Genomic DNA, 12,647 nt, shown 5'->3' on the forward strand with positions numbered 1-12,647 from the left:
CTCCCCATGCGAGAGTAGGGAACTGCCAGGCATCAAATTGCAGTAAACCGGGATGAATAATCCGGGTAGTGACAAAGAAATTCGGTGGAGCGGTAGTTCAGTTGGTTAGAATACCTGCCTGTCACGCAGGGGGTCGCGGGTTCGAGTCCCGTCCGTTCCGCCACTTATTAGAAAATTAAGCCTGCTACCAAGCAGGCTTAATGATAAGAAAATTTAGGGGCGTAGCTCAGTTGGTAGAGCACCGGTCTCCAAAACCGGGTGTCGCGAGTTCGAGTCTCTCCGCCCCTGCCAGAAACAATCCTTAGCATTTTTGCTAAGGATTTTTTTTTACCTGCAATTTGAATTATGCCTTCCTGCTGTTTTACTCCCGGCATCCTTGCCTATATTTTCTTTAATTTTCCAGAATATCTGTTCTCAGCAGATCGCAAATTAGTCCATTTTTATCGCTGTTTTGCAGCCAAACTGCATATAAAGGACGTGAAAGCGTTGTACTGTCGGTAACCGTATGGAGATCGCTTTTGGTTTTGGCCCAGTTGACGGGAAGCCAGCTAAAGCCCTTAATCACTGAAAGTTGCTGCCTGGCCAATTCTGCCGAACTGGTGGTGAGTACCGGCACTTCATCTCCCGCTATTAGTCCCGCTTCGTGTTGTTGAAAATCGGGTCCCCATTCCAGGCGTAAATAATTCAGCTCATCTTTGGTTTGCGAAGGAGAACTGCAATAGAGCGCCAGCGTGAAATATCCCAACAGTTGGCTGCTAAATTCGTCCATTTTGGGTGTTTCGGTAGTAATCAGTAGATCAAGCTGTCGTTCATGAAGCTGTTTTACTAACGATTGGCGTTGAGCGATCCTCGCTTCAAACTGCAGGCTGGATTGTGGCTCCTGAGATTGATACAAACGCTTCAACCAGTCATTAAGCATGCACTCCCAGAGAGATGCGCTGGCACCGATAGAAAACTCGTTATGCCGCGAGGTATTCGCGACTTCCTTACGTGCTGCCTGCCACGTATTCATCAACGTTTCGGCGTAAGGCAATAATTTTTCACCTGCAGCGGTTAAACGGATATTGTTTCTGTGTCGGGTGAACAGGTTTACACCCAATTGATTTTCCAGTTGTCTGATCCGGAAACTAACCGCTGATTGGGTCAGGTAGAGCGCTTCAGCAGCCCTGCCAAAGTGGCGTGTCCGGCTAACTTCCAGGAAAGTTTTTAACAATTCCGTATCCACAACTCGCTCCATAAAATTATTTGTCGTTATGATTTAAATCTTTTGTTTGACGCTCTGTCAAGCGTAACTAATACTCCGCGCCATAAATAGCTCGGCCAAAGAATTAGGAGCGTGCAGGATGGCGGAAAGCTTTACGACGACTAATCGATATTTCGATAATAAATATTATCCCCGCGGATTCTCCCGTCATGGTGATTTCACCATTAAAGAAGCACAACTGCTTGAGCGTCACGGTTATGCTTTCAACGAGCTGGATCTGGGCAAGCGTGAGCCGGTAACTGAAGAAGAAAAACTGTTTGTTGCGGTATGCCGTGGTGAACGTGAGCCGGTTACCGAAGCTGAACGTGTGTGGTCTAAATATATGACGCGTATTAAGCGTCCAAAACGCTTCCACACCTTATCGGGTGGGAAACCTCAGGTGGAAGGCGCAGAAGACTACACCGAATCTGATGATTAATAAAAAAAGGGCGAAAGCCCTTTTTTTATGTCAGTAGTTTCTGCAGATGAATGAGTAACCTGTCTATCGCTCGGTACCCAACGGCCTCCTGTAAATGCTGGCGAGAGATGTGATCACATTGTTCGATATCCGCAATCGTTCGAGCGACCTTAATCAGGCGCAGCCAGGCGCGGATAGACAATCCGAGATGCGCGAGCGTTTCTTCAAGCCACTGTGCATCGTCGCTACGCAGTAGGCAGTATTTATGGATATCCTGACTGTCCAGATGTGCGTTTAACTTATTTTGCCGCTGATACTGACGCTCTCGCGCTGCCATAACACGTTGCTTCACCGTTGCGCTATTTTCCCCTTTCATCGCGCTCTGGCTGAGTATACCGGGCGGCGGTAGGGGAATTTCGAGGGAGAGGTCGAAGCGGTCAAGAAATGGACCTGACAATCGATTTAGGTAGCGCAGCGTCTGTTCTGGGGTACAGCGGTTATGGTTCCCCTGATAATGGCCCGTCGGGCTTGGATTCATCGCAGCTATGAGTTGAAAGCGTGCGGGATAGGTTATTTTTGCTCTGGTGCGGGATAGATGGATCTGCCCGGACTCGATGGGTTCGCGCAGTGCATCCAGCGTGCGCCGCTCAAACTCGGGTAGTTCATCCAGAAACAGTATGCCGTTGTGCGCTAAAGAGATCTCTCCTGGCGCAGGAATAGAGCCTCCACCGACCATGGCGGTTAATGAAGCACTGTGATGTGGCGAGCGAAAAGGGCGTTGCTTCCACTGTTTTTGTATCGTGTCGGAATGGATCAGACTGAGTATCGCGGCACTTTCCAGCGCTTCATCGTTGCTAAGTGGAGGGAGCAGCCCTCTGAGTCGACTGGCTAGCATAGTCTTTCCCGTACCCGGCGGGCCGATGAGCAAGAGGTTGTGGCCGCCTGCTGCGGTAAGCTCCAGCCCGCGTTTACCCTGTTCCTGGCCGATAACATCGCTCAGATCATCAGCTAATGCGTTAGGCGTAAAATCTGCGGATGATGGCCTGTCTAAATCATGCTTACCTTCGAGAAATGCGCATACGGTCTGCAGGTGATCGGCGATCAGGCACCCCTCGCCGTGTATCAGTCCAACTTCAGCGGCATTCTCTTTTGCGACAATAATTCGCCTGCCTGCACGAATGGCCTCGGTTGCGCTTGATATCGTGCCGGGAACGCCGCGTAGCGCGCCTGTAAGCGCTAATTCACCTACCAGCTCGTAGGTGTCGAGATTGTGGGGTGTAAGCTGCTCAGAAGCGGCCAGAAGCGCAACAGCGATAGGTAAATCATATCGCCCCCCTTCTTTCGGGAGATCGGCCGGAGCGAGGTTTATAGTTATCTTTTTTGCCGGGAATTCATAACCGCTATTAATAATCGCACTGCGTACCCGATCGCGAGCCTCTTTCACCGTCGTTTCGGGCAGCCCCACCATGGTTAAACCAGGCAGGCCGTTGCTGATATGTACCTCGATGGTAATGGCTGGCGCATTCACGCCTAGCGCGGCGCGTGTGTGAACAATCGATAGTGACATAATTTCTCCTGATAAAAGTATTATGTCGCAATACATCGCGGCAAGATTTCACATAATTACGGTTTTTAGATGCTGATTCCCGTATTTTTGCGCAACGTATAACTGCTTGCATTAAGCCTGGAATGACGCCCGCAAATGCTTTTGAATGGTGTTTGTATTGGGGATCGGGTTACCGATGATCGCCTGAAGCGTGAAATATTTTCATTTTTGATTTTTTTGTATAAAAAACAACGGTATTTATCTAAACCGTTAACGACGTCAGAAAAACGAATAAAAAAATATCTTGTGTCATTTGCAAATTCTATGGTAACTCTTTAGGTATTCCTTCGAACAAGATGCAAGAAAATACAAAAATGACAGCCCTTCTACGAGTGATTAGCCTGGTCGTGATTAGCGTGGTGGTGATTATTATCCCACCGTGCGGGGCTGCACTTGGACGAGGAAAGGCTTAGAAAACAAGCCTTAACGAACTAAGACCCCCGCACCGAAAGGTCCGGGGGTTTTTTTTGACCTTAAAAACATACACGAGGAGCAGAAAGTGAACGGTAGCATAAAATTCTGTTTCTCAAGATTTACGGCGGGGATGTAACTATGAATGGGGCACAGTGGGTGGTACATGCGTTGCGTGCACAAGGGGTTCAAACCGTCTTTGGTTATCCTGGTGGCGCAATTATGCCGGTTTACGATGCGTTGTATGACGGCGGCGTAGAGCACCTGTTGTGCCGACACGAGCAGGGTGCGGCAATGGCGGCGATTGGCTATGCCCGTGCGACCGGTAAAACCGGCGTTTGTATCGCTACCTCCGGCCCTGGCGCAACCAACCTGATCACGGGCCTTGCCGATGCGCTGTTAGATTCTGTTCCAGTGGTGGCGATCACCGGTCAGGTGGCATCACCTTTCATCGGAACGGATGCGTTCCAGGAAGTGGACGTGCTGGGGATGTCTCTGTCCTGCACCAAACACAGCTTCCTGGTACAGTCACTCGAAGAACTGCCGCGTATCATGGCTGAGGCTTTCGCCGTGGCGAATTCCGGTCGTCCGGGTCCAGTTCTGGTTGATATCCCGAAAGACATTCAATTAGCCAGCGGTACGCTGGAGCCATATTTTACGACCGTCGAAAACGTAGAGACGTTTCCGCACGCTGACGTTGAGCAGGCACGTAATATGCTGGCGCAGGCACAAAAACCCATCCTGTACGTAGGTGGTGGCGTAGGTATGGCGCAGGCGGTCCCGGCCCTGCGTGAATTTATCGCGGTAACCCAAATGCCGGTCGCCTGCACGCTGAAAGGTCTGGGCGCAGTAGATGCTGACTACCCGTACTATTTGGGCATGTTGGGAATGCACGGTACTAAAGCCGCGAATTTCGCGGTGCAAGAGTGCGATTTACTGATTGCGGTTGGCGCACGTTTTGATGACCGGGTGACTGGCAAGCTGAATACCTTTGCACCGAACGCCAGCGTAATCCACATGGATATCGACCCAGCGGAAATGAACAAACTGCGCCAGGCACACGTGGCGCTGCAGGGGGATTTAAATTCTCTTCTGCCAGCATTACAGCAATTGATGAAGATTGACGAATGGCGTCAGCACAGCGCTGAACTGCGCGCAGAACATACCTGGCGCTACGACCATCCGGGGGAAGCTATCTATGCGCCACTGTTGTTAAAGCAGTTATCCGATCGCAAACCTGCGGATAGTGTAGTGACAACGGATGTTGGCCAGCATCAGATGTGGTCGGCACAGCATATGACCTACACTCGCCCTGAAAACTTCATCACGTCGAGCGGTCTGGGGACGATGGGCTTTGGCCTGCCAGCAGCGGTTGGCGCGCAGGTTGCTCGCCCGAATGATACGGTAATCTGTATCTCCGGTGACGGTTCCTTCATGATGAATGTACAGGAATTGGGCACCGTAAAACGCAAGCAGTTGCCGCTGAAGATAGTTTTACTCGACAACCAGCGGTTAGGCATGGTGCGACAATGGCAGCAGCTGTTTTTCCAGGAACGTTATAGCGAAACCACCCTTACCGATAACCCCGATTTCCTCATGTTGGCCAGAGCCTTCGGCATTCCTGGTCAACACATCACCCGTAAAGACCAGGTTGAAGCGGCACTCGACACCATGCTGAATAGCGAGGGGCCATACTTGCTTCATGTCTCAATCGACGAACTTGAGAATGTCTGGCCTCTGGTGCCACCTGGCGCCAGTAACTCAGAAATGCTGGAGAAATTATCATGATGCAACATCAGGTCGCCGTTGAGGCTCGTTTCAATCCGGAAACGTTAGAACGTGTTTTACGCGTGGTACGCCATCGTGGTTTTCAGGTGTGCTCCATGAATATGGAAGCCGCCAGCGATGCGCAGAATATAAATATCGAATTGACCGTTGCCAGCCCCCGGTCGGTCGACTTACTGTTTAGTCAGTTAAGTAAACTGGTAGATGTTGCACATGTTGCTATCTGCCAGAGCACAACCACATCACAACAAATCCGCGCCTGAGCGCAAAAGGAAGAAAAATGACGACGAAAAAAGCTGATTACATTTGGTCTAATGGCGAGATGATTCGTTGGGAAGACGCGAAGGTCCACGTGATGTCCCACGCGCTGCACTACGGTACTTCTGTATTTGAAGGGATCCGTTGCTACGATTCTCACAAAGGGCCGGTAGTGTTCCGTCATCGCGAACATATGCAGCGTCTGCGTGATTCAGCCAAGATCTATCGTTTTCCCGTTTCTCAGAGCGTTGATGAGCTGATGGAAGCTTGCCGTGAGGTGATTCGTAAAAACAACCTGACCAGCGCCTATATCCGTCCGCTGGTGTTTGTTGGCGACGTAGGGATGGGCGTTAACCCGCCTGCGGGATATACCACTGATGTGATAATCGCCGCGTTCCCATGGGGGGCTTACCTCGGTGCTGAAGCGCTGGAGCAGGGGATCGACGCGATGGTTTCTTCCTGGAACCGCGTTGCGCCGAACACGATTCCTACCGCTGCTAAAGCAGGTGGTAACTATCTGTCTTCGCTGCTGGTGGGTAGTGAAGCGCGTCGTCATGGCTACCAGGAAGGCATTGCGCTGGATGTGAATGGCTACATCTCCGAAGGCGCGGGCGAAAACCTGTTTGAAGTAAAAGACGGCATTCTGTTTACCCCGCCGTTTACCTCTTCCGCGCTGCCGGGTATCACCCGTGACGCGATCATTAAGCTGGCGAAAGATCTCGATATCGAAGTGCGTGAGCAAGTGCTGTCTCGTGAATCGCTGTACCTGGCCGACGAAGTGTTCATGTCCGGTACCGCGGCCGAAATCACCCCAGTACGTAGCGTCGATGGTATTCAGGTGGGCGAAGGCCGCTGCGGTCCGGTCACCAAACGCATCCAGCAGGCTTTCTTTGGCCTCTTCACCGGTGAAACGGAAGATAAATACGGCTGGTTGGATTCAGTAAATCAATAACAAAATTAATATTACCCCAAAATAGTTCACGTTGCAGGAAGACGGCAACGCAGCGAGCCCCAGGAGCTTACTTTAGTAGGTGACTGGGGGGAGCGAGGCAGCCCTCAGTTGCGGCGTGAAATATGCAGGGGAAAGACAGACGGGAGTTAATCAAGCATGCCTAAGTATCGTTCTGCTACCACCACCCACGGCCGCAATATGGCGGGTGCCCGCGCACTGTGGCGCGCCACCGGGATGACCGATGATGACTTCGGTAAACCGATTATCGCTGTGGTGAACTCCTTTACCCAGTTTGTGCCGGGCCACGTCCACCTGCGCGATCTCGGTAAGCTGGTTGCCGAACAAATCGAAGCCTCAGGCGGTGTGGCGAAAGAGTTCAACACCATTGCCGTGGATGATGGTATCGCCATGGGTCATGGCGGCATGCTTTATTCACTGCCGTCGCGTGAGCTGATCGCCGATTCAGTGGAATATATGGTTAACGCCCACTGCGCCGATGCGATGGTCTGCATCTCTAACTGCGATAAAATCACCCCCGGGATGTTAATGGCCTCTCTGCGGCTGAATATTCCGGTGATCTTTGTTTCCGGCGGCCCAATGGAAGCCGGGAAAACCAAGCTCTCTGACCAAATCATCAAGCTTGATCTGGTTGATGCGATGATTCAGGGCGCAGACCCGAAAGTCTCCGACTCGCAGAGCGAGCAGGTTGAACGTTCGGCCTGTCCGACCTGCGGCTCGTGCTCCGGGATGTTCACCGCCAACTCGATGAACTGCCTGACCGAAGCGTTGGGTCTGTCGCAGCCGGGTAACGGTTCGCTGTTGGCGACTCACGCCGACCGTAAAGAGCTGTTCCTCAACGCAGGTAAACGCATAGTCGAGCTGACCAAACGCTACTACGAGCAGGATGACGCTTCAGCCCTGCCGCGCAACATTGCCAACAAGGCGGCGTTTGAGAACGCCATGACGCTGGATATTGCGATGGGCGGTTCCACCAACACCGTTCTGCACCTGCTGGCGGCCGCGCAGGAAGCGGAAATCGACTTCACCATGAGTGATATTGATAAGTTGTCCCGCAAAGTCCCGCAGCTGTGTAAAGTTGCGCCGAGTACGCAGAAATACCATATGGAAGACGTGCACCGCGCGGGCGGCGTACTGGGCATTTTAGGCGAGCTGGATCGCGCCGGTCTACTGAACCGCGACGTGAAAAACGTGCTGGGACTGACTCTGCCTCAAACGCTCGATAGTTATGACGTTATGCTGACCAAAGACGACGCGGTGAAAAAAATGTTCCGCGCAGGTCCGGCTGGCATCCGTACCACACAGGCGTTCTCGCAGGATTGTCGTTGGGACACCCTGGATGATGACCGCGCAGAAGGTTGCATTCGCTCGTTGGAACATGCTTACAGCAAAGACGGCGGCCTGGCAGTCCTGTACGGTAACTTCGCGGAAAACGGCTGTATCGTAAAAACCGCTGGTGTGGATGACAGCATCCTGAAATTCACCGGCCCGGCAAAAGTGTATGAAAGCCAGGACGATGCGGTTGAAGCTATCCTCGGCGGTAAAGTGGTTGCCGGCGACGTGGTGGTGATTCGCTACGAAGGGCCGAAGGGCGGGCCAGGCATGCAGGAAATGCTCTACCCAACCACCTTCCTGAAATCGATGGGTCTCGGTAAGGCCTGCGCGCTGATTACCGACGGTCGTTTCTCTGGCGGTACTTCGGGGCTTTCCATTGGTCACGTTTCTCCTGAAGCGGCCAGCGGCGGTAATATCGCAATTATCGAAGATGGCGACATGATTGCTATCGATATCCCGAATCGTGGCATTCAACTGCAACTGAGCGATGCGGAAATCGCTGCGCGCCGTGAAGCGCAAGAAGCTCGTGGTGACAAAGCCTGGACGCCAAAAGATCGTCAGCGTCAGGTCTCCTTTGCGCTGCGCGCTTACGCCAGCCTGGCAACCAGCGCCGACAAAGGTGCGGTGCGCGATAAGTCGAAACTAGGGGGATAATGACCATGGCGGATTCTCAACCCCTCTCCGGCGCTCCAGAAGGCGCCGAGTATCTCAGAGCAGTGCTGCGTGCGCCGGTATACGAAGCGGCGCAGGTCACACCGCTACAAAAAATGGAAAAACTCTCTTCGCGCCTCGATAACGTGATTCTGGTGAAGCGCGAAGACCGTCAACCCGTTCACAGCTTCAAGCTGCGCGGTGCCTATGCCATGATGGCCGGTCTGACCGAAGAGCAAAAAGCGCATGGGGTAATCACCGCATCGGCAGGTAATCATGCTCAGGGCGTAGCTTTCTCTTCTGCGCGATTAGGTGTGAAGGCGCTGATTGTCATGCCTACGGCTACCGCTGATATCAAAGTCGATGCCGTTCGCGGTTTCGGTGGTGAAGTACTGTTACACGGCGCGAATTTTGATGAAGCCAAAGCCAAAGCGATTGAGCTGTCGCAGCAGCAGGGTTTTACCTGGGTTCCTCCGTTCGACCATCCGATGGTGATTGCCGGGCAGGGCACACTGGCACTGGAGTTATTGCAGCAGGATGCCCACCTTGATCGTGTATTCGTGCCGGTGGGCGGTGGCGGATTAGCGGCAGGCGTGGCGGTGCTGATCAAACAACTGATGCCGCAGATCAAAGTGATTGCCGTTGAAGCTGAAGACTCAGCCTGCCTGAAAGCGGCGCTGGATGCCGGTCAACCGGTCGATCTTCCACGTGTTGGCCTCTTTGCTGAAGGCGTGGCGGTGAAACGTATCGGCGACGAAACCTTCCGTTTGTGCCAGGAGTATCTCGACGACATCATCACTGTCGATAGCGACGCTATCTGCGCGGCAATGAAAGATCTGTTCGAGGATGTGCGCGCGGTGGCGGAACCTTCCGGTGCGCTGGCGCTGGCGGGGATGAAAAAGTACATTGCCCAGCACAACATTCGCGGCGAACGTCTGGCGCATATCCTTTCCGGCGCTAACGTTAACTTCCATGGCCTACGTTATGTTTCCGAACGTTGCGAGCTGGGCGAACAGCGCGAAGCGTTGCTGGCAGTAACTATTCCGGAAGAAAAGGGCAGCTTCCTGAAGTTTTGCCAGCTGTTGGGAGGACGCTCGGTTACCGAGTTTAACTACCGATTTGCTGATGCGAAAGACGCCTGTATTTTTGTTGGCGTCCGTCTGAGCCGTGGGCTGGAAGAGCGTAAGGAAATCCTCCAGTTGCTTAACGAGGGCGGCTACAGCGTGGTGGATTTGTCCGACGACGAAATGGCGAAGCTGCACGTGCGCTACATGGTCGGTGGGCGCCCGTCGAAACCCTTGCAGGAGCGGCTGTACAGCTTCGAATTCCCGGAATCTCCGGGGGCGTTGCTCAAATTCCTGCATACCCTGGGGACGCACTGGAATATTTCGTTGTTCCACTATCGTAGTCACGGAACCGATTATGGTCGCGTACTGGCGGCGTTTGAGTTGGGTGAGCACGAACCTGATTTCGAAACGCGACTGAACGAACTGGGTTATGACTGTCATGATGAAACGCATAACCCGGCGTTCAGGTTCTTCCTGGCGGGTTAGCGGCAGCCATTAAAAAAGGGTTCATGTAAAGACATGAACCCTTTTTGCAACTGTATCAGCAGATTACAGCGTGATGACTTCGAATTCGACTTCGGTGTTTACATCCGCATCGTAATCCACTTCGTCGAGACCAAAACCGAACAGATTCAGGAATTCCTGCTTATATCCTGCATAGTCCGTTTTTTGCGCCAGGTTTTCGGTGGTGATCAGCGGCCACAGATCGCGGCATGCCTGCTGAATGTCTTCACGCAGTTCCCAGTCATCCATACGGATACGCTGGTTGTCATCAAGCACCACTTTATCGCCGTACAGGCTGGTGGTCATCAGACGGTTGATCTGCTCGATGCAGCCTTCATGAATGCCTTGTTCTTTCATCAGCTTGAAGACCATGGAGATGTACAGCGGCATCACCGGAATAGCAGAAGAAGCCTGCGTGATAACGGATTTCAGTACAGCAACGTTAGCGGAACCGTTCAGCGGAGCCAGTTGATTACGCAGCGCGCCTGCCGCGCGGTCGAGATCTTCTTTTGCTTTGCCCAGCGCGCCGTGCCAGTAGATTGGCCAGGTCAGGTCGGTACCGATGTAGGAGTAGGCAACGGTTTTCACGCCGTCAGCCAGCACGCCTGCTTCGCTCAGCGCGCCCATCCACAGTTCCCAGTCTTCGCCGCCCATAACGGTGACGGTGTTCTGAACTTCTTCTTCGGTTGCCGGCTCAATGCTGGCGGTTATGATCTGATCTTTGTTGGTATCGATCGCTTTAGAGGTATAAACCTCACCGATTGGCTTCAGCGCAGAACGGACGATTTCACCGGTTTTCGGCATTTTACGTACCGGAGATGCCAGTGAATAAACCACCAGGTCAATCTGACCCAGGTCTTCTTTGATCAGTTTGATAACTTCGTCGCGACACTCGTCGGAGAACGCGTCGCCGTTGATGCTTTTGGAATACAGACCTTCACGTTTTGCGGCCTCATCGAAGGCTGCAGAGTTATACCAGCCCGCGGAACCTGGCTTGGTTTCCGTGCCTGGTTTTTCGAAAAATACGCCGATAGTGGCGGCTCCGCTGCCAAACGCGGCGGAAATTCTGGAAGCAAGGCCGTAACCGGTGGAAGCACCGATGACCAGCACGCGGGAAGGGCCGTTAGCGATTTTCCCGTTTTTCTTCACATAATCGATCTGTTTTTCCACATTGACTTTGCAGCCAGTCGGATGGGTCGTTGTACAGATGAATCCACGAATTTTTGGTTTGATTATCATAATGATGGCTAATTAAGTTTGTATTTTCGCTGTCAAGTGCGCAATGACACCGTCTGTTCTGGCTTGCTAAACGTGATGGTTAACAAGCCCCCCACATCTATTATGGCACGGGACATTATACAGAAAAGGAGCGCCAATACTGAATCTACCACTGATTTTAGGCCTGACGCTGGCGCTACTCGGCGGATTTACGCTCCAGAACAATCTTCCAGAACGCGTCGATCAGCGGCTCATGCAGCCGTTTTTTCGGTGCGCAGACGCCCAGCTCGAACGGCGTTTTTTCGTCGCTGCGTTCTAAAATCATCACGCGATTCCGTACCGGCTCCGGGCTGTTTTCCAGCACCACTTCCGGCAGCAGCGCCACACCGCAGCCCAGCGCCACCATCGAGACCATCGCTTCGTGCCCCCCGACCGTGGCGTAAATCGATGGGTTGCTGATTTTGTGACGGCGGAACCACAGTTCGATGCGGCGGCGTACCGGCCCCTGGTCGGCCATGATAAACGGCACCGTCGACCAGTCCGGCTTATCGACCGAAACCTGATTCCGTACCGGGCAAGGCAATGCTGGTGCGATCAACACTACCGTTAAATTCTCCAGCATCGAGAATGCCACAGCACCGGGCAGCGTCTCTGGCTTACCCGCTATTGCCAGATCGGCCTCTCCGGTGACCACTTTGTCCATCGCATCAGCGGCATCGCCGGTGGTGAGCTTAATTTCAACCGAGGGGTGCTCGGCGCGAAAGCGGTCGAGAATTGGCGGCAGGTGGCTGTAGGCGGCGGTAACCGAGCAGAAGATATGCAGCTCGCCCGACAACGACGGTCCCTGCTGATCGAGGGTGTGGCGCAATTGTTGATACTGCAACAGCGTCTGCTGGGCAAACACTCGCAGCTCTTCGCCTGCTTCGGTCAGCGTGACCGTACGGTTATCGCGCACAAACAGCGCCTGGCCGAGATCTTCTTCCAGCCGTTGGATCTGGCGTGAGAGTGTGGAGGGGCTGACGTGCATCGCCCGCGCACTGCGGCCAAAGTGGCGGCTTTCCGCCAGATGCAGGAACATTTTCAGATCGCGTAAATCCACGGACGAGCCTCCGATTTTCTACGTTGCAGATATTGCAATGTGATGTTGTGAATATATCAATTTCCGCAATAATTTTCCTGTT

At 53.1% G+C, this 12,647-nt stretch carries 11 protein-coding genes and 2 tRNA genes; 9 read left to right on the forward strand and 4 right to left on the reverse strand.

The window, feature by feature from the left end; all coding sequences use genetic code 11:
- The first annotated feature begins 86 nt into the window (after positions 1–86).
- Positions 87–163: transfer RNA gene (locus tag B9P82_RS23625), tRNA-Asp, on the forward strand.
- A gap of 52 nt (positions 164–215) precedes the next feature.
- Positions 216–291, forward strand: a tRNA-Trp gene (locus B9P82_RS23630).
- A gap of 100 nt (positions 292–391) precedes the next feature.
- On the opposite strand, the gene hdfR is transcribed toward B9P82_RS23630, so the two are convergent.
- Positions 392–1,237, reverse strand: coding sequence for an HTH-type transcriptional regulator HdfR (gene hdfR / locus B9P82_RS23635; protein WP_087121878.1), 846 nt, complete (start codon positions 1,235–1,237; stop codon positions 392–394).
- Between the two features lie 106 nt (positions 1,238–1,343).
- Here hdfR and maoP point away from each other — a divergent pair, with 106 nt between their 5' ends.
- Positions 1,344–1,682 carry a macrodomain Ori organization protein MaoP gene (gene maoP / locus B9P82_RS23640; RefSeq protein WP_003018025.1) on the forward strand — a complete coding sequence of 113 codons (339 nt, stop codon included), beginning with the start codon at positions 1,344–1,346 and terminating at the stop codon, positions 1,680–1,682.
- 25 nt (positions 1,683–1,707) lie between these two features.
- Here maoP and B9P82_RS23645 read toward each other — a convergent pair whose 3' ends face one another.
- On the reverse strand, positions 1,708–3,228 hold the full coding sequence (locus tag B9P82_RS23645; protein WP_101701045.1) for a YifB family Mg chelatase-like AAA ATPase: 1,521 nt from the start codon (positions 3,226–3,228) through the stop codon (positions 1,708–1,710).
- A 353-nt stretch (positions 3,229–3,581) separates the two neighbouring features.
- Between B9P82_RS23645 and ilvL the strand changes: the two genes are divergently transcribed.
- From ilvL to ilvA, 6 genes are all read left to right on the forward strand, one after another.
- Positions 3,582–3,680 carry an ilv operon leader peptide gene (gene ilvL, locus B9P82_RS23650; RefSeq protein WP_001311244.1) on the forward strand — a complete coding sequence of 33 codons (99 nt, stop codon included), beginning with the start codon at positions 3,582–3,584 and terminating at the stop codon, positions 3,678–3,680.
- A gap of 139 nt (positions 3,681–3,819) precedes the next feature.
- Positions 3,820–5,466, forward strand: coding sequence for an acetolactate synthase 2 catalytic subunit (gene ilvG, locus B9P82_RS23655; RefSeq protein ID WP_047499578.1), 1,647 nt, complete (start codon positions 3,820–3,822; stop codon positions 5,464–5,466).
- The gene (gene ilvM, locus B9P82_RS23660; RefSeq protein ID WP_003018017.1) at positions 5,463–5,726 is read left to right on the forward strand and encodes an acetolactate synthase 2 small subunit; all 264 of its coding nucleotides are present in this window, start codon (positions 5,463–5,465) and stop codon (positions 5,724–5,726) included. The genes ilvG and ilvM overlap by 4 nt, the downstream gene beginning before the upstream one ends.
- 17 nt (positions 5,727–5,743) lie before the next feature.
- Positions 5,744–6,673 (forward strand): branched-chain amino acid transaminase, encoded by a 930-nt coding sequence (locus tag B9P82_RS23665; protein WP_003829030.1) that lies wholly within the window; start codon positions 5,744–5,746, stop codon positions 6,671–6,673.
- A gap of 156 nt (positions 6,674–6,829) precedes the next feature.
- Positions 6,830–8,680, forward strand: coding sequence for a dihydroxy-acid dehydratase (gene ilvD, locus B9P82_RS23670; protein WP_101701046.1), 1,851 nt, complete (start codon positions 6,830–6,832; stop codon positions 8,678–8,680).
- A gap of 5 nt (positions 8,681–8,685) precedes the next feature.
- Positions 8,686–10,230, forward strand: coding sequence for a threonine ammonia-lyase, biosynthetic (gene ilvA / locus B9P82_RS23675; protein ID WP_016157833.1), 1,545 nt, complete (start codon positions 8,686–8,688; stop codon positions 10,228–10,230).
- Positions 10,231–10,293: 63 nt separating this feature from the next.
- On the opposite strand, the gene fabV is transcribed toward ilvA, so the two are convergent.
- Positions 10,294–11,487, reverse strand: coding sequence for an enoyl-ACP reductase FabV (gene fabV / locus B9P82_RS23680; RefSeq protein ID WP_049270475.1), 1,194 nt, complete (start codon positions 11,485–11,487; stop codon positions 10,294–10,296).
- 175 nt (positions 11,488–11,662) lie between these two features.
- Entirely contained in the window at positions 11,663–12,565 is a 903-nt protein-coding gene (ilvY, locus tag B9P82_RS23685; protein WP_016155102.1) for an HTH-type transcriptional activator IlvY, read from the reverse strand.
- Positions 12,566–12,647: the final 82 nt, after the last annotated feature.

Source organism: Citrobacter sp. L55, assembly GCF_002850715.1.
GTDB classification, from domain to species: Bacteria; Pseudomonadota; Gammaproteobacteria; order Enterobacterales; family Enterobacteriaceae; genus Citrobacter; species Citrobacter braakii.